We start from the raw sequence: 15,821 nt of genomic DNA, 5'->3' as shown, positions 1-15,821 counted from the left end.
GCCCCGGCCGGTTGCCCGGCCGGGGCCATCGCACACGCTCGCTTCAGCTGTGCAGTGCGGCTTTCAGCGCGTCCACAGCCAGGGTCCGGGCGACGTTGGCCGCCCGGGTGTCACGCAGGCTGTCGAGGAGCAGGAAGTCGTGGACCATGCCCGCGACCCGGACCGACGTGACGTCCACCCCGGCCTCGCGCAGCTTGTTCGCGTACTGCTCACCCTCGTCACGCAGCACATCGGCCTCATCGGTGATGACCAGCGTGGTCGGCAGTCCCTTGAGCTCATCCAGGGAGGCCTGCAGCGGCGCGGCATGCACCTCGGCCCGCTGCGCAAGGTCGGTGGTGTACGCGTCCCAGAACCACTTCATCCCGTCGCGCGTGAGGTAGTAGCCCTCGGCGAACTGCAGATACGACGGGGTGTCGAAGTCCGCGTTCGTCACCGGATACAGCAGGACCTGCGCCTTGAGGTCGATCCCGCCGCGCTCCTTGTTCATCAGCGCGAAGACCGCCGACATGCAGCCGCCGACCGATTCACCGGTCACTGCGATCCGTGATGTGTCCAGTCCGTGGTCGGCGCCGTGCTTCTGGACCCACTGGCCCACCGCGTAGTTCTGCTCGACCTGGGTCGGGTACTTGTTCTCAGGCGCCCGGTCGTAGACGGGGAAGACACCTGCCGCGCCCGCTCCGACAGCGAGTTCGCGGAAAAGCCGGTCGTGGGTCTTGTCGTCGCCGAACACCCAGCCCGCGCCGTGGATGTAGAAGACCACGGGCAGCGGCCCGGTCGACCCCTTCGGCCGGATGATGCGCGTACGGACAGTGCCCCACTCGCCGGCGTCCACGTCGACCCACTCCTCGTCGACTTCGGGCCTGGGCACGCTCGGATCGCTCTGCAACCCGAGCAGGATCTCGCGTCCCTTCTCCGGCTGTACTTCGTAGATACGCGGATGCGGATCGGTCGCCTCGGCCAGCTCCTTCGCTTCCGGCTCCAGGTAGGGCGTGATCGGCGGTGGCACATCAGCCATGTTCACTCCAAGTGACGAGCCCCCCGCAGGTGCGACTCCATCGGTCACACAAGGTGGCCAAAGTCACGCAAAAGGACCACCCCCGCATCCCATCTTCAATCCCCACGCATGGGCCGCAACACGGCACAAGACTGTGCGCAGGGACCGTGGTGTCCGTGGCAGGGCGTCGCCCTCCGCCCTCGGAGCACGGAGGCGTCTCCGCCCGGCTCGTACGGGCGAGCGTCCGCGTTTGCCACCGTTCGGGCGTCTTACGCACGCCTCATGGGCCCGAGCTGAAGGATGTGCCGTTCGGTGTCGTGGCTCCCCGGGCAGGGGCGCACAGTGCGTGCGACTTGTGCGCCTCGATCCTGGCGATCAGCGCGGGGCCCGCCCGGCGAATCCGACGCGCGCTGGAACGAGTACGACCACCTCGCTCTGTTCGAGCGCTTCTCCCCCGCGCCCCAGGAATCCCGGCCGGGCAGGGCGAGGCGCCGCACCCTCTAGGCCGACACCTCGCCCCGCCCGGCCACCGCCCGCATCGCCGGAGCCGCAGTGAAGAACGCGTACACGGCGGCGCGCACCTGCTCGACGACCACCTCGGGGGTGGAGGTGTCGAGCTTGCCGTCGAGGTGCAGGAACGCCAGGCCGTGGACGAGGGCCCACACTGCGGTCGACAGGGCGCTCGCGTCCGAGCCGGGGAAGGCGTCACGGACGATGCCCTGGACGTACTCGGAAATGACGGCCGTCGCGGCGACGCGCTCCTCGCTGGTCGGGTCGCAGGGCTCGGCGAACATCGCCCGGAACAGCGCGGGGTGATCGAGGGCGAACCGCACGTAGACGACGGCGACCGCCGCGAGGTCGTCCGGCGTCGAGGGTGCGGGGTGCGCCGCGGCCAGCTGCTCGGCGAGCTCGCGATAGCCCTCCGCCGCCACCGCCGAGACAAGCGCGTCACGGTCCGCGAAGTGGCGGTACGGAGCCGTTGCCGACACCCCCGCCCGCCGCGCTACCGCGCGCAGCGACAGACCCGCGCTGCCGTCCTCTTCGAGCAGCTCACGCGCCGCCCGCAGGCAGGCGGCCCGCAGGTCCCCGTGGTGATACGCAGTGCTCTGCGGCACAGGTCACACTCCCTCATGTTTACGACGCTCACATTGTCCCCTAATGTGAACGGTGCATACATCGTAAACGATCGAAATGGAAGTGGGGAACCCAATGTCCAGCGAGCTGTTCTCGCCGCTGCCCCTGCGCTCCGGCCAGGTACTCGACAACCGGATCGCGAAGGCGGCCATGGAGGAAAACCTGGCCGGCGACGGCCAGCTCCCGGACCAGCGACTCTTCACGCTCTACCGGCGCTGGGCCGCCGGCGGCACCGGACTGCTGATCACCGGCAACGTCATGGTGCACGCCGAGGCGCTGACCGGACCCGCAGGCGTGGTGCTCGACGATGCCGCGCCGCTGAAGCCGTTCACGGAGTGGGCCGAGGCCGGCAAGTCCGGCGGCGGCTCGATCTGGATGCAGATCAACCACCCCGGCCGCCAAGTGCAGTCCGACATGCCCGGCGTCGTATGGGGCCCGTCCGATGTCGGCGTCGACCTGGGCAAGCACAGCAGCCGCTTCGGTCGCCCCACCGCCATGACGCCCGAGCAGATCGACGCCACCGTGACCCGCTTCGCGGTCACCGCGCACCGCGCCGAGAAGGCCGGCTTCGACGGCGTGGAGATCCACGCGGCACACGGCTATCTGCTGTCGCAGTTCCTCTCCCCTCTGGTCAACAAGCGCACCGACGCCTGGGGCGGATCACTCGAGAACCGGGCCCGGATCCTGCTCGACATCGTCCGCGCCGTACGTGAAGCCGTCTCCCCGTCCTTCGCCGTCGCTGTGAAGCTCAACTCCGCCGACTTCCAGCGCGGCGGCTTCGACGCCGACGACGCCCGGCAGGTGATCGCGATGCTCGAACCCCTCGGCGTCGACCTGGTCGAACTCTCCGGCGGCAGCTACGAGAGCCCCGCCATGACCGGCCGCCCCGCCGACGCCCGTACCCAGGCCAGGGAGGCCTACTTCCTGGACCTCGCCAAGGACCTGGTCACGACGAGCCCGATCCCACTCATGCTCACCGGCGGCATCACGCAGCGCGTCACCGCCGAGCGCGTCCTCGACAGCGGTGTCGCGGTCGTCGGCATCGGCACGGCCCTCGCCGTCACCCCCGACCTGCCCGACCGGTGGAGGCAGCAGCGCGAGGCCGACCGCCAACTGCGGCCCGTTACCTGGTCCGACAAGGCCATCGCCTCGGCGGCGAGCATGGCGCTCGTACGCCACCAGATGCGCCGCCTCTCCCGCGGCCGGGGCCCCAAGCCCGGAACCCACCCCGCCCGCGCAGTGGTCTCCGAACAGGTCCAGCAACGCCGGGCCCTGCGCCGCTACCGCCCCTGGCTGGCCGGAGCGGCCACGGCACAGAGCACCGCAGGGCAGTGAACCGCGTCGCTCAGGTGGTCGGGGCTCTTGCCGCCCCGGCCCGGTAGCGGCATCCGCGATGAACCTCAGACGACGTTGCCGCCCTTGATCACGTGTCGGAGGTTGTCCTGCGGGCGGGTGAGGAGGCTGATGTCGTCCAGCGGGTTGCCGTCGACGATGAGGAGGTCGGCGCTGGCGCCGATGGCCAAAGTGCCGATCTGGGACTCCAGGTTGAGCAGGCGGGCGGCGGTGCTGGTCGCCGCTCGTACGAGGTCGGCGGCCGGCTGGACTTCTGCGCGCAGGGTGAACTCTTCGAGTTGGGCGGTCCGCATGGGGCCGAGCAGGTCGCTTCCGTAGACGAGGTTGACGCCTGCGGTGTGGGCACGTTCGAGGGCGGCGAGGCCGCCCTCGTGGACGTCTGCGATCTTCCGGTGGGACGCCTCCCCCATGCCCAACTTCTTGCCGAGCTTGGCCAGTTGGTCGTAGGTGATCAGGGTGGGGACGAGGTAGGCGTCGTTCTCCAGCAGGAGGCGGATGGTCTCGTCGTCGATGAGGTTGCCGTGTTCGACGCAGCGCACGCCCGCTCGCAGGGCGCGGTTGACGCCGCGGGGGTGGTACGCGTGCACGGTCACGTACCGGTTGTGGTTCTCGGCCTCGGTGACGGCGGCGCACAACTCTTCGTCGGTGTACTGGACTTCGGAGACCTCGTCGTGGGGTGAGGCGACGCCGCCGCTGAGGAGCATCTTCAAGTGGGCGGCGCCCTTGCGGAATTCGTCGCGGGCGGCGGCTCTGACGGCGTCGACGCCGTCGGCGATACGGGAGAAGGCGGGGCGGGCCTGGCAGCAGGGCATCGCGTCGTCGCCGAGCGGGCGGAGGTCTCCGTGGCCGCCGGTCTGCGACAGCGCCTTGCCGCCGAAGACGAGGCGAGGGCCGGGCGCGAGCCCTTCCTCGATGGCTCGGGCCATTCCGTGATCGGCACCGCCCACGTCGCGGACGGTGGTGAAGCCGCGGCGCAGCATGCGCCCGGCTTCGGCCAGAGCCCGGACCGTGGCGTACCCGGGCGTCCAGGAGTCGGATTCCTGACGGTCGAGAGTGCTCAGCAGGAGATGGACGTGCGCGTCGATGAGTCCGGGCATGACGGTGGCGCCCGCGGCGTCGATGTGCCGGACGTCGTCGGTCGGGCTTGGGGCGCGGCCGGTGCCGGTGGCGGCGATCCGGCCGTCCACGGCTTCGAGCCACGAGACGTCGGTGATCTCACCGGCTTCCGGGTGCAGCAGGTGCGCATTGGTGATGAGCAGACGGTTCATGCGGTCCTGCTTTCGATGTGCTCCGGGCTGTGTCCGGTTTCGATGTGCTCCAGGCTGCGTCCGGCCGTCTTCTCGCCGAACACGGTGACGACGACGACAGCGACGGCGAGCAGGCCGACGAGGCCGAGGAACACGTTGCTGAAGCCGACCAGGCTGTAGAGGTAGCCGATGGCGATGGGCGAGAGGATGGCGCCGCACCGCCCGACCGCCGAGGCCGCGCCCATGCCGGTGGTGCGGATGGCGGTGGGGTACAGCTCCGAGGTGTAGACGTAGTACGCAGCTGCGGAGCCGTTGATGAACGCGGCGAGGAAGGCGGCGCCCACCAGGAGCAGCACCTCGTTTCCGGTGAGCGCGACCAGCAGGGCGGACAGGGTGGCGCCGGTGGCGTACAGGGCGATGACCCACTTGCGTTCGATGCGGTCGACCAGGGCTGCGGCTATGTAGTAGCCGGGCACCTGGGCGAGGGCGGTCACCAGTCCGTACAGGAAGGACTTGGTGATGGCGAAGCCCTTCGCGGTGATCAGCAGGGTGGGCAGCCAGCTGGCGAAGCCGTAGTTGACACCGGTCAGGGTGAACCAGATGACCCACAGGACGAGTGTCCGGCGGGCCAGACCGGGTCCGAAGAGGGCGGTCAGTTGGGCGACGGCCGGCCTCTTCGCCGCGGCCGGTGCACTCGATGCCTGCGGGGAGGCCGCAAGGGATCCGCTGTGGTCCCGCGGTGTCTTCCGGGACAGGCCGCTCTCGGCGTGAGCGCTCCCCGGTGCGGGGGCGGCGCTTTCGAACCGGCGGACCACCTCTTCGGCCTCAGCCAGACGCCCACGGGAGATGAGGTAGCGCGGGGATTCCGGAAGGCTCTTGCGCCACCACAGGAGGAGGACCACGGGCAGAGCGGTGATCAGTGCGGCGATCCGCCATCCGGTCTCGGCGTGAGGGCCGATCACGACGGCGGCGACGACGCCGGCCAGGATGTAGCCGAAGGAGAGGAAGCCGACCGTGCGGGCGACGAACCGGCCGCGGTAGCGGGCGGGCAGGAACTCCGAGATGTAGGGCGCGACGAGCACGCTCTCGGCGCCCACGCCGATGCCGGACAGGGCCCGCCAGATGAAGAGTTGGGTCGGGTCGGTCGCGGTGGCCATCAGCAGGCTGAAGACGGAGAAGATCAGCAGCGCGAACATCATCAGGCGCCGTCGGCCGAACCGGTCGGCGAGCACGCCGGCCCCGAGTGCGCCGATCAGATAGCCGAAGTAGAGCGAGGACAGCAGCCAGCCCGCCGGTCCGGCGTCGATGTTCCACAGGACGATGACCGCGGACAGGGCGTATCCCATCAGCGCGCCGTCGAAGGAGTCGAAGGTGTAGCCGAGGCCGCCCTGGAACATCAGTCGGCGGTGTGCTGAAGAGGGCTCCAGCCGGTCGAGCCTGTGCAACAGGTCCTCGCCGTTCAGTGCTGGTGGTGCTGTTGACGGTTGAGAAGGGTTCACTGCGCCTCCACGAACAAGGTCCGGCACTCGATGCGGCGCAAAGCTAGTTGCATAGACTCCATCTATGCAATGGTTGATGCATGAAGATTTCAGTGCTCACTCTGCGCCCCGTGCCCGCCAAGGCCGATGAACTCCTCGCCTTCTACCGACGCCACGAGGTCATCGAGGCCTCCGGGGCGCTTGAGTCACACATCCTGACCAGCGAGGATTCACAGACCCTGGTGGTCACCGCCGCGTGGCCCGACCTCGCCGCGTACACCGCGTGGCAGCAGTCACCCCGCCGGGCCGAGCTGGCGGCGGGCATGGCACCCTTTTTCAGCTCGCCGGACGCGGTGCACAGCCAGTTGTTCGACGTCGCCCATACCGTGTCGGACCGCCCATGAACGAGCGCGTCCCGTGGCCGAGGAGTTCCCGTGTCCGTGATCGAGACCTGGCTGCGCAACCAGGAGGGTTATGCGGCCCTGGGCCCGCAGGCGGAGCGGGTGGTCCGCGTACTGGTCCGCGAGCCGCACTTCGCCAGCTACGCCTCGGCGCGCGAAGTCGCCGAGCGCGCGGGGGCCAACACCTCCACCGTCGTACGCACTTGCCAGCAGCTCGGCTTCGACGGATGGCCGGCCCTCCGAGAGGGCTTGCGCGATCTGTACCTCGACGGCCTGACCGGCGCCGGTGGCGCACCGAGCACCGCCCAGGACGCCGCCGCGCGCATGCTGCAACGAGACGCCGCCAATGTGCAGGCACTCATGGCGGCAGAATCCGTCGAGGCGATCCGCCGCGTCGCCGAGGCCATCCGTTCCTCGCGCCGCACCCTCGTGGTGGGATCCGGCACCGCCGCAGCCCCCGCCCACATCCTCGGGCACCTGGGGACCATCATGGGATACGACATCCAACTCGCCCTCGGCTCCCCCACGGTGCAGGCCGCGCGACTGAGTCACCTGCAGGCCGGAGACTGTGTCATCGCCATCAACGTGTGGCGCCTCACCCGCGCCTTGCGCGGACTCACCCGCCTCGCGCGCGAACAGGGGGCGACCGTGTGCGTACTGACCGACCTGCACTCCTCTCCCCTCGCGGAAGACGCCGACCACCTGCTCGTGACCCCGATCGAGGGGCTGCACTCCACCCCGTCACTGACCGCCATGGTCTCGGCGGTCCAGGCCATCGTCGCGGAACTGGGCACCTCCGCCGACCGGCTGCGGTCGGTGGGACGTGTGGAACACGCCTGGAACGAGCTGGATCTGATGGACGATCAGCCCTGACCGGCCGCACACGACAGCCGGTCGGGCAGTTCACCGAGGAAAGCACTGCCTGAAGCGAAGGGCTGATCCTGCCGAATGCGGGGCCCACCTGACTCTACAAATGTAGAGTGCGGGGTATGAGTGGACTTGCAGGCACGTTCGTTCCCAGCCCGGACTTCGGCTCCCGGCACCAGACGGTCATTCCGGCTCCGGTGGAGGCGGTGTGGGCGGCCTGGCAGGAGATGGAGAAGGCCGGCGGCGAGGGGTGGGGACCGGTTGTCCGGGCGCTGTTCGCTGTACGGCGGCAGCTCGGGCGCGTGAAAAGCAGGGGTGGCGAGGTACCGGAGGAGGATCTGCGGGACAGCTTCCTGCTACTGGCCGAGGACGCGCCCCGGGAGCTGGTGAGGGGGATCGTGGGCCAGTGGTGGACCATGGGAGCGGCCAACGGGCGGCCGGACGTCACGGGGCCGAGCGATTTCCTGGCGTTCGATGAACCGGGTTATGCGAAGGCGACGTTCAGCATGAGATTCAGCGCCGACGCAGCCACGGGCGGCACGCGGGTCGTCACCGAGACCCGGGTCCTGTGCCTCGACGAGGCGGCTCGTCGTGCCATGGGGCGGTACTGGCGGCTCATCGAGCCGTTCAGCGGCCTCGTCCGCCGGATGATGCTCAGCAGGCTCAGGAAGCGGGCCGTCGCGTGAGCGGCGCCAGAAGCCCCCGCGTACAGGCGCTGCTGACCGCCGCGGTGGCGGTCATCGCCGATGAGGGCCTGAAAGGGCTCACCCACCGGGCGGTGGACCGGCGGGCGCAGGTGCCGGCCGGGTCGACCAGCTATTACTTCCGTACCCGCCAGACTCTGTTCGCCGGGGTGATCGCGTTCATCGCCGAACAGGAAGTGGCGGACATCGAAGCGGCAACCGTCTCCGAAGATCTGGCCGAGGCGCCGCCGGTACGCCAGATCGCCGACCGCTTCGCCGGCGTACTGGCCCACTGGCTCGGCCCCCAACGCGACCGCACCCGCGCCCGCCTGGAGATCATCCTCCTCACGGCGCGCCATCCGGAAGGCGAGCTGGGCACCGAACTGCTCCGCGCCCGGGAGAAGTTCATCGGCCAGGCGCAGCTGCTGGCAACGGCGCTCGGCAGCCCGGATCCGGAAGAGGGCGGGCGGATCGTGGTCGCCTTCACCGAGGGACTCACGTACGACGGGGTGACACGACCCGAGCCGGGCAACACCGACCGGGCGGCCCTGCGACAGATGGTGGAGAGGCTGCTGCTCGCCCTGGCCGGATAGCAGGGGGCGCTGAACGGCCGGTCAGGCGGCGGCAGTTCCGGCAGCCGGTCCACCTGGCCGACGGACTGGGCTGGTGCAGCTCTGGGCCGGTGCGGTTCAGCCGACTTGGGACGGCGCGGTTCATCGGGACCGCGCCGCCTGCTTTCTTGGTTCAGCGAACGCCTGCCGCCTTCAGGACCTTCATCGCGCCGGTCAGGATGGCCGCCCAGGTTTCGGGCGAGACACGGGTCGGCGGATAGAAGCCCTGGATGCGCTGGTGGGCGACGGTCTGGGCTTCGGTGTACTTGAGGATTCCGTCGGCTCCGTGGCGGCGGCCGAGTCCGGAGTCGCCCATGCCGCCCATCGGGGCGTCGATGCTGCCCCAGGCGGCGGCGAACGCCTCGTTGACGTTGACCGTTCCGGCATGGACGCGGGCGGCCACCGCGCGGCCGCGGGCTCCGTTGCCGCTCCAGACGCTGGCGTTGAGGCCGTACGGCGAGGAGTTGGCGAGCTCGATCGCCTCGTCCACGTCCCGGTAGGAGTAGACGGAGACGACCGGGCCGAAGGTCTCGTGGTCGTAGAGCGTCATGTCGGGGGTGACGTCGGTGAGGATGGTCGGCTCGTAGAACAGCGGGCCCAGGTCGGGCCGTGCCTTGCCGCCCGCGAGGGCGGTTGCGCCCTTGGCCACGGCATCGTCGACGTGCGTGGTCACGGTGCACAGTTGGGACGGGGTGGTGAGGCTGCCGACGTCGATGCTGTAGTCGTATGCGGCGCCGATCTTGAGCTTCTTCGTACGGGCGACGAACGCGGCGACGAACTTGTCGCGGATCGACTCCGCCACGTACAACCGCTCGATGGAGACGCAGAGTTGACCGGCCGAGGGGAAGCAGGCGTTGACGGCGCCCTCGGCGGCCTTGTCGATGTCGGCGTCGTCGAGGGCGATCATGGCGTTCTTGCCGCCGAGTTCGAGGGATGCACCGATGAGGCGCCGGCCGGCATCGCTTGCGATCTGGCGTCCGCTGGCGGTGGAGCCGGTGAACATCATGTAGTCGGCGTTGTCCATGAGCGCGCCGCCGATGGAGCTGCCGCGGCCGACCACCATCTGCCACACGTCGGCCGGCAGTCCTGCCTCACGCATGAGGCCGAGCGACCACAGTGCGGTGAGCGCGGTCTGCGTGTCGGGCTTCTGGACGACGGCGTTGCCGGCCATGAGTGCGGCGATGGCGTCGCTCGCGGCCATGCTCAGGGGGTAGTTCCACGGGGAGATGACGGTGACGACGCCCTTGGGGTGGTGCCGTTCCGTGGTGTGGGTGAGCAGGGGCATCGCGCCGCGGCGGCGCTTGGGGCTCAGGTACTTGGCGGCGTTGCGGGCGTAGTAGCGGGAGGTGATCGCGATGTCGATCACTTCGAGGCTCGCGTCGCGGCGGGTCTTGCCGTTCTCGGCCTGCATCAGGTCGAGTGCTTCGTCCTTGTGGGCCAGGACGAGGTCGTGGAAGCGCAGGAGGATCTTCTTGCGCTCGCTCAACGGCGTTGCGGCCCAGGCCTTTTGGGCAACGCGGGCGCGGCCGAAGGCTTCCTCGACGTCTGCCGGCGTGGAGACCGGAAGGTCGGCGAGCGGGATACCGGTGTACGGGGCGTTGGTGGTGACTCGTGCGGCATCCGGTGCGGCGGCAACTCGAGTGGCCAGCTGCTCGATCCAGGCCGGGGTCAGTGACGCGGGCAGGCCCGAGCCGCGGGTGAAGGTGGACGGGGTTGCGTGATCGGTGGCCATCGCAGGGCTCCTTCTTCCTGGTCTCTCCGGCGTCCTAGTTCCGGCTCCGGACCGAGGGGACCGAGGTGGGGACGGGCATGTGCAGCGCGGCCTGGCCTTCGGTCATGACGTCCAGCTGGAGAGTCCTGATCGGGCTCAGGGAGCGCAGGTCGTCGGACATACGGCCCTGCCCGAGCTCGAGGTCGAGGTCGCGCGGGAAACGCACCGTCCCGGCCGACAGCACGTTGGTCTGGTTCAGCGTCGAGTGCCATGCACCGTTGATCGACGTGTACGAGGTGAGGGACGAGACGCGTTCCCCGCTCGGGTGGACGGTCTGCGCCGGCGTGGCCACCGAGAGCGACACATCCGTACCGCCCTGGTCGTTGGCGACGCGGGCCGTCGTACGGCGTGCGTCGATGTCGACGTCGAGTCCGGTGACCCACTTGGGGAAGCCGTACCCGTCATGGCCGCGCACCTGCGCGATCTCCGAGTTGACCGGCAGCGACAGCACGTACGAATCGAGGTCGTCGTTCTTGAGAGCGGAGGCCAGGTCGAAGAAGCCGAGCTTGCCGTGGCGGGCCGGCTTCACGGCGACCCCGACGGCGGCTTCGGTGTAGAAGTCGATGTCGCACACGTCGTAGCGGAAGAACACCACCGAGATCAGGCCCACCCCGGGCGCGATCTCCAGCGGGGCCAGCTCCGCGGGCAGAGGCGACGCGGTGATCTCGTCCCGCTGGCTCTTGTCGGTGGTGCACTGGTCCCAGAACCACGCACCGAGAACGGGGCACGATTCCTGGACCGCTCGCGGACGCGGTCGTGGACGGTCGAAGTACGCGTCAGCCGGCCCGAAGACCGACCGCCAGCGTCAGTTCAAGGACCCGGTCTGGCGATGCGAGATCCGGGAACAGCTCCCGCAGCTGCGACATCCGGTACCGGACCGTCTGGGGGTGGACGAACAACGCCGCCGCCACCTCGTCCCGCCTGCCCTGGTGCAGCAGCCACTCCCGCAGCGTCTCCTCAAGGCGTCGTGCGGTCGCGTCAGGCAAGGTCCCGAGCGGTGCGAGGGCTCGGGCACGCAGGTCTGCGAACGCGTCGGCGTCGGCGCTCAGCACCAGCTCGGGCAGGTGGTCCTCGGTGTCGCGAATGTCGGAGGAGAGGGAGCGCGCGCGTACGGCTCGTGCGTACGAGGTGGACGCACGAGTCCATGGCCGGGCCGGGCCGACCACGGCGGTGCGGTCGGTCAGCTGCCGCAAGAGATGTGACCGGTCGGCATCGGGGACGAGCAGCAGTCCGGTGGCGTCCGGCAGATCGTCGAGGACGAGGGTGTTCAGGTCGAGCGCGCGATAGGCGGGCCAGGCCTGGGCGGCGGGCAGCAGGACCGCGGTCAGCGAATCCGGAGGCTGCCACCCGGCCCGTTGAACGGAGGCAAGCAGCACGTCCGGGCTCGCGCCGGCGAGGAGGTCGCGGGCCAGGTGTTCCAGGTGGCGCTCGTGGGCCCTGCCCCGGGCGGCCAGTTCGTCGGCGTGGCCCGCGGCGCTCGCGGCGGAGAGCTCGTCGATGTAGGCGAAGGTCAGCTCGGCGAACTTGGCGACCTCGGCGGCGGGCAGACCTGCGGGTACGGCACCCGCTGCCAGGCATCGCCAGGCCACGCGGGCGCCGACGCGGTAGGCGCTGAGCAGGGCGTCCATGGAACGGCCGTCGCGCACCTCGCCGCGGCCCAGCTCGTAGGCGGCGTCACCGGCGTCGCCGCCTGTGGCATTCCCGCTCGCGAGGTCCAAGTAGTGCCCCAGGGCGGTGCGGACGGCCCGGCGGATGGTGACGCCCATGCGGCCCGAAAGGGCGTGGGCGTAGGGAGGGACCTCGTCAATGATCGCCTGGACGACCTCGTCGGCGGTGGTCCTCAGCACGGCCCGAAGCGCTGTGACCGTCGTCTCATCCAGGGCCAGTTCGCCGGCCCTCCGGATTGCTTGGCTCACGTTTTTGTTCCCTGTTTGTTCTCTGCGAACAATTCTGTCGACCAGATTTACGTCCTGCGGTCAGGACTTTACGCCTTGAGGCGCACCAAGCTGGGGCTATGACGAGTACAGCCCTCCGCAGCAGGGCGTGGAAACTGCTGGAGATGGTCACGACGCCGCTGCTGCCGTCGGACTACCTCGACCTGGTCAGCCCGCTGCGTGCGGGCGCCGACCTGCGTGGGCGCATCGAGGCCGTGCACCCCGAGACGGGTGACGCCGCGACCATCGTGATCAGGCCCGGACGGGGCTGGCGCGGCCACACGGCCGGTCAGTACGTGCGGATCGGGGTCGACGTCGACGGGGTGCGCCTGTGGCGCGCCTACTCCCTCACCTCGCCGACGAACCGCCACCGCCAGGACGGCCGCGTCACGATCACCGTGAAGGCGATCCCGGACGGCAAGGTCAGCAACCACCTGGTCCGCAGGGCCAAACCGGGCACGCTGATCCAGCTCGACCACCCGACCGGTGACTTCGTGCTGCCGCAGGCCAAGCCCGCCAAGGTGCTCTACCTGACGGCCGGCAGCGGCATCACGCCCGTGATGGGCATGCTGCGCGACACCGAGTTCGACGACGTCGTCATGGTCCACTGCGCGCCCCAGCCGCAAGACGTGATCTTCCGCGATGAACTGCACGACCTGGTCGCGGACAAGAAGCTACGGCTCACCGAGGTGCACACCGACACGGACGGCATGCTCGACATCGCCCGTCTCGACGAACTCGTGCCCGACTGGGCCGAGCGCGAGACCTGGGCCTGCGGGCCCGCGGGCCTGCTCGACGCCGCCGAGGAGCACTGGACCGCGCACGGCGTCCAGGAGCGCCTGCACACCGAACGCTTCCGCCCCAGCATCGTCGTCGCCGGCGACGGTGGCGAGGTCACGTTCAGCACCACCGGCAGGACCGTCGACGCGGACGGCGCCACGCCGCTCCTTGACGTCGGCGAGGAGGCCGGCGTGCTCATGCCCTCCGGGTGCCGCATGGGCATCTGCTTCGGCTGCGTCTCGCCGCTCAAGGCGGGCGCCGTCCGCGACCTGCGCACCGGCGAGATCACCGAGGCCGAGCCGGGCGTCCTCATCCAGACCTGCGTGTCCGCCGCGGCGGGCCCCTGCGACATCGAACGGTAGGAACACCTTGACCGCCATCGACCCCACCGCCCACCTGACCGCGGAGCAGATCGAGGAGCTCGGCCGCGAGCTGGACGCGATCCGCGACGAGGTGATCGCCGGCCGCGGCGAGAAGGACGCCGCGTACATCCGTAAGGTCATCTCGGCGCAGCGCAAGCTCGAACTGGTCAGCAGGGGTGTGCTGTTGTTCTCGTTCTTCCCGCCCGCGTGGCTGCTCGGCACCGCCGGACTTTCCGTGGCGAAGATCATGGACAACATGGAGATCGGCCACAACATCCTGCACGGCCAGTGGGACTGGATGCGGGACCCGAAGATCCACTCCACCACCTGGGAGTGGGATCACGTCTCGCCGTCCGATCAGTGGAAGCACTCGCACAACGAGCTGCACCACACGTACACCAACGTGATCGGCAAGGACAACGACCTCGGCTACGGCATCATGCGCGTCGACGAGGACCAGAAGTGGCACCCGTTCCACCTCGGCCAGCCGCTGTGGAACTTCATCAACGCCTGCTTCTTCGAGTACGGCATCGCGGCGTACGACCTGGAGCTCGGCAAGAACCTGCACAAGCGCCGCCGCAAGAATCCGGAGTTCCGCGCGCGGGCCAGGGCCGTGGGCCGCAAGATCCGCAAGCAGGTGCTCAAGGACTACGTGATCCACCCGCTCCTTTCCGGCCCGTCGTTCCTCCCCACGCTCGCCGCCACGTTCACCGCGAACCTGGTCCGCAACATCTGGACCCACTCGGTGATCATGTGCGGGCACTTCCCCGAGGGCGTCCAGGTCTTCGAGCGCCGATCGATCAAGGGCGAGACGCGCGGCCAGTGGTACCTGCGCCAGATGATGGGCTCGGCCAACATCAGCGGCAGCAAGGCCATGCACTTCATGACCGGCAACCTGTCGCACCAGATCGAGCACCACCTGTTCCCTGACCTGCCGAGCAACCGGTACGCCGAGGTCGCGGTGAAGGTGCGCGCGCTGTTCGAGAAGTACGAGCTGGAGTACGTCACCGGGCCGCTGCCCAAGCAGGTGTTCTCCGCGTGGCACAAGGTCTTCCGACTCTCGCTGCCGAACAAGAAGCCCAAGGTCAAGACGCCGGACCGCGAGCAGGAGCTCGTCGCGGCCTGATTGCCGGTACTGGTTCAGCTCTCTCGGCCGTATCGGCGTATCGGCGGTACCGCGGGTTTGTGAGATCCGTTGCGGACGGTGGACGGCCGCGGCATTACGGCCCTGGGCGCGACGGGTCGTGGCGGAGAGCGAGGCCGATGGCTCCGATACGCGACTCGGCCCGAGGCATTACGACGCCGGGCGGAGGATCACGGAACGCGTCAAGTGCCTTGGCTGGTCCGGGTCCAGGCCCCGGGCCTCGGCCAGCGCCAGCGCCAGGCGCTGTACGGCGATGAGCTCGGCGAGCGGGTCGAGGCCCCCGGCAACCCAGTGGGCGCCGGTGGCGTGGACCTGTTCCTCCAGGCCCTGCGGCGCGGAGCCGAGCATCCAAGTGGCCGTTCCCGAGGTGGAGATGGAGATCGGGCCGTGCCGGTATTCCATCGCCGGGTATGCCTCGGTCCAGGACAGGGAAGCCTCCCGCATCTTCAGCGCCGCCTCGTTGGCGAGGCCCACTGTCCAGCCTGATCCGAGGAAGCTGAACTGCGTGGCGGCGAGGAGCTGTTGGGGCAGGGGTCGGGCCAGCGCCGCCCTCGCGTCCTCGATCGCGGCGGCCGGGGACTCGCCGAGGTGGGTGCGGAGCAGGGTGAGTGCGGAGGTGGCGAAGCGGGTCTGCACCACGGACTGCTCGTCGGCGAATTCGAGGACGACGGTCTCGTCCGCGGCCGACATCACGGGTGTGTGCGGGTCTGCGGTCAGTGCGGTTGTGCGGGTGGTGCCGTGCAACTGCCCGAGGAGCCGCAGCACTTCGGTGGTGGTCCCCGAGCGGGTCAGCGCCACCACCCGGTCGTAACGGCGTCGGGAGGGGAACTCGGAGGCGGCGAAGGCATCCGACTCGCCCTGGCCTGCTGCCTCGCGGAGCGCGGCGTAAGCCTGTGCCATGAAGTACGACGTGCCGCAGCCGACGACGGCGACCCGCTCGCCCGGCTGCGGGAGCTTCGCCTGCTGCTCGACGGCGAGTTCCGCGGCCCGGGTCCAGCACTCGGGCTGGCTGGTGAGTTCGGTCGCTACGTGGTGCATGAACCACTCCCGTCGACGGTGATT

The 15,821-nt window shown here is 69.5% G+C and carries 14 protein-coding genes and 1 pseudogene; 7 read left to right on the top strand and 8 right to left on the bottom strand.

Annotated elements, in window-relative coordinates:
* Positions 1-43 precede the first annotated feature (43 nt).
* Positions 44-1,015 carry an alpha/beta hydrolase gene (locus tag GUY60_RS03045; protein ID WP_161693439.1) on the bottom strand — a complete coding sequence of 324 codons (972 nt, stop codon included), beginning with the start codon at positions 1,013-1,015 and terminating at the stop codon, positions 44-46.
* Between the two features lie 479 nt (positions 1,016-1,494).
* Complete coding sequence (locus tag GUY60_RS03040) at positions 1,495-2,109, bottom strand: TetR/AcrR family transcriptional regulator (RefSeq protein WP_161693437.1); 615 nt, start codon at positions 2,107-2,109, stop codon at positions 1,495-1,497.
* A gap of 94 nt (positions 2,110-2,203) precedes the next feature.
* Here GUY60_RS03040 and GUY60_RS03035 point away from each other — a divergent pair, with 94 nt between their 5' ends.
* Positions 2,204-3,463 (top strand): NADH:flavin oxidoreductase/NADH oxidase family protein, encoded by a 1,260-nt coding sequence (locus GUY60_RS03035; protein WP_161693435.1) that lies wholly within the window; start codon positions 2,204-2,206, stop codon positions 3,461-3,463.
* A gap of 65 nt (positions 3,464-3,528) precedes the next feature.
* Here GUY60_RS03035 and GUY60_RS03030 read toward each other — a convergent pair whose 3' ends face one another.
* Positions 3,529-4,749, bottom strand: coding sequence for a metal-dependent hydrolase family protein (locus GUY60_RS03030; protein ID WP_161693433.1), 1,221 nt, complete (start codon positions 4,747-4,749; stop codon positions 3,529-3,531).
* Positions 4,746-6,125, bottom strand: coding sequence for an MFS transporter (locus tag GUY60_RS03025; protein WP_161693431.1), 1,380 nt, complete (start codon positions 6,123-6,125; stop codon positions 4,746-4,748). Before GUY60_RS03025 ends, GUY60_RS03030 begins: the two co-directional genes overlap by 4 nt.
* Before the next feature lie 182 nt (positions 6,126-6,307).
* Here GUY60_RS03025 and GUY60_RS03020 point away from each other — a divergent pair, with 182 nt between their 5' ends.
* The 4 genes from GUY60_RS03020 (at position 6,308) to GUY60_RS03005 (ending at position 8,750) form a co-directional block, all read left to right on the top strand.
* Positions 6,308-6,610, top strand: a complete 303-nt coding sequence (locus tag GUY60_RS03020) for a putative quinol monooxygenase (RefSeq protein WP_161693429.1) — start codon at positions 6,308-6,310, stop codon at positions 6,608-6,610.
* A 30-nt stretch (positions 6,611-6,640) separates the two neighbouring features.
* Positions 6,641-7,480, top strand: coding sequence for a MurR/RpiR family transcriptional regulator (locus GUY60_RS03015; protein ID WP_223178649.1), 840 nt, complete (start codon positions 6,641-6,643; stop codon positions 7,478-7,480).
* Positions 7,481-7,596: 116 nt separating this feature from the next.
* Entirely contained in the window at positions 7,597-8,160 is a 564-nt protein-coding gene (locus GUY60_RS03010; RefSeq protein WP_161693427.1) for a hypothetical protein, read from the top strand.
* Positions 8,157-8,750 carry a TetR/AcrR family transcriptional regulator gene (locus GUY60_RS03005; RefSeq protein WP_161693425.1) on the top strand — a complete coding sequence of 198 codons (594 nt, stop codon included), beginning with the start codon at positions 8,157-8,159 and terminating at the stop codon, positions 8,748-8,750. Before GUY60_RS03010 ends, GUY60_RS03005 begins: the two co-directional genes overlap by 4 nt.
* Before the next feature lie 151 nt (positions 8,751-8,901).
* Here GUY60_RS03005 and GUY60_RS03000 read toward each other — a convergent pair whose 3' ends face one another.
* From GUY60_RS03000 to GUY60_RS02990, 3 genes and pseudogenes are all read right to left on the bottom strand, one after another.
* Positions 8,902-10,500 carry a succinic semialdehyde dehydrogenase gene (locus GUY60_RS03000; protein ID WP_161693423.1) on the bottom strand — a complete coding sequence of 533 codons (1,599 nt, stop codon included), beginning with the start codon at positions 10,498-10,500 and terminating at the stop codon, positions 8,902-8,904.
* A 34-nt stretch (positions 10,501-10,534) separates the two neighbouring features.
* Positions 10,535-11,188 (bottom strand): annotated as a pseudogene (locus GUY60_RS02995) (acetoacetate decarboxylase family protein); the annotation flags it as partial.
* A 127-nt stretch (positions 11,189-11,315) separates the two neighbouring features.
* Positions 11,316-12,455 carry a PucR family transcriptional regulator gene (locus GUY60_RS02990; protein WP_161693421.1) on the bottom strand — a complete coding sequence of 380 codons (1,140 nt, stop codon included), beginning with the start codon at positions 12,453-12,455 and terminating at the stop codon, positions 11,316-11,318.
* Between the two features lie 98 nt (positions 12,456-12,553).
* Here GUY60_RS02990 and GUY60_RS02985 point away from each other — a divergent pair, with 98 nt between their 5' ends.
* Together GUY60_RS02985 and GUY60_RS02980 are read left to right on the top strand one after the other, a co-directional pair.
* Positions 12,554-13,615 carry a ferredoxin reductase gene (locus GUY60_RS02985; RefSeq protein ID WP_161693419.1) on the top strand — a complete coding sequence of 354 codons (1,062 nt, stop codon included), beginning with the start codon at positions 12,554-12,556 and terminating at the stop codon, positions 13,613-13,615.
* A gap of 7 nt (positions 13,616-13,622) precedes the next feature.
* Positions 13,623-14,741 carry a fatty acid desaturase family protein gene (locus GUY60_RS02980; RefSeq protein WP_161693417.1) on the top strand — a complete coding sequence of 373 codons (1,119 nt, stop codon included), beginning with the start codon at positions 13,623-13,625 and terminating at the stop codon, positions 14,739-14,741.
* Positions 14,742-14,909: 168 nt separating this feature from the next.
* Here GUY60_RS02980 and GUY60_RS02975 read toward each other — a convergent pair whose 3' ends face one another.
* The gene (locus GUY60_RS02975) at positions 14,910-15,797 is read right to left on the bottom strand and encodes an SIS domain-containing protein (RefSeq protein ID WP_161693416.1); all 888 of its coding nucleotides are present in this window, start codon (positions 15,795-15,797) and stop codon (positions 14,910-14,912) included.
* Positions 15,798-15,821: the final 24 nt, after the last annotated feature.

Origin of the sequence: Streptomyces boluensis (assembly GCF_009908195.1) — a bacterium.
In the GTDB taxonomy this organism is placed as follows: domain Bacteria; phylum Actinomycetota; class Actinomycetes; order Streptomycetales; family Streptomycetaceae; genus Streptomyces; species Streptomyces boluensis.
Note: the sequence above shows the minus strand (reverse complement) of the source record. Positions and strands in the feature narration are given on the sequence as shown.

Excerpts from the sequence above, each read along its gene's own strand:
- GUY60_RS03045 (WP_161693439.1), bottom strand. The coding sequence starts at position 1,015 with ATGGCTGATGTGCCACCGCCGATCACGCCCTACCTGGAGCCGGAAGCG.
- GUY60_RS03035 (WP_161693435.1), top strand. The coding sequence starts at position 2,204 with ATGTCCAGCGAGCTGTTCTCGCCGCTGCCCCTGCGCTCCGGCCAGGTA.
- GUY60_RS03030 (WP_161693433.1), bottom strand. The coding sequence starts at position 4,749 with ATGAACCGTCTGCTCATCACCAATGCGCACCTGCTGCACCCGGAAGCC.
- GUY60_RS03025 (WP_161693431.1), bottom strand. The coding sequence starts at position 6,125 with ATGTTCCAGGGCGGCCTCGGCTACACCTTCGACTCCTTCGACGGCGCG.
- GUY60_RS03020 (WP_161693429.1), top strand. The coding sequence starts at position 6,308 with ATGAAGATTTCAGTGCTCACTCTGCGCCCCGTGCCCGCCAAGGCCGAT.
- GUY60_RS03010 (WP_161693427.1), top strand. The coding sequence starts at position 7,597 with ATGAGTGGACTTGCAGGCACGTTCGTTCCCAGCCCGGACTTCGGCTCC.
- GUY60_RS03000 (WP_161693423.1), bottom strand. The coding sequence starts at position 10,500 with ATGGCCACCGATCACGCAACCCCGTCCACCTTCACCCGCGGCTCGGGC.
- GUY60_RS02985 (WP_161693419.1), top strand. The coding sequence starts at position 12,554 with ATGACGAGTACAGCCCTCCGCAGCAGGGCGTGGAAACTGCTGGAGATG.
- GUY60_RS02975 (WP_161693416.1), bottom strand. The coding sequence starts at position 15,797 with ATGCACCACGTAGCGACCGAACTCACCAGCCAGCCCGAGTGCTGGACC.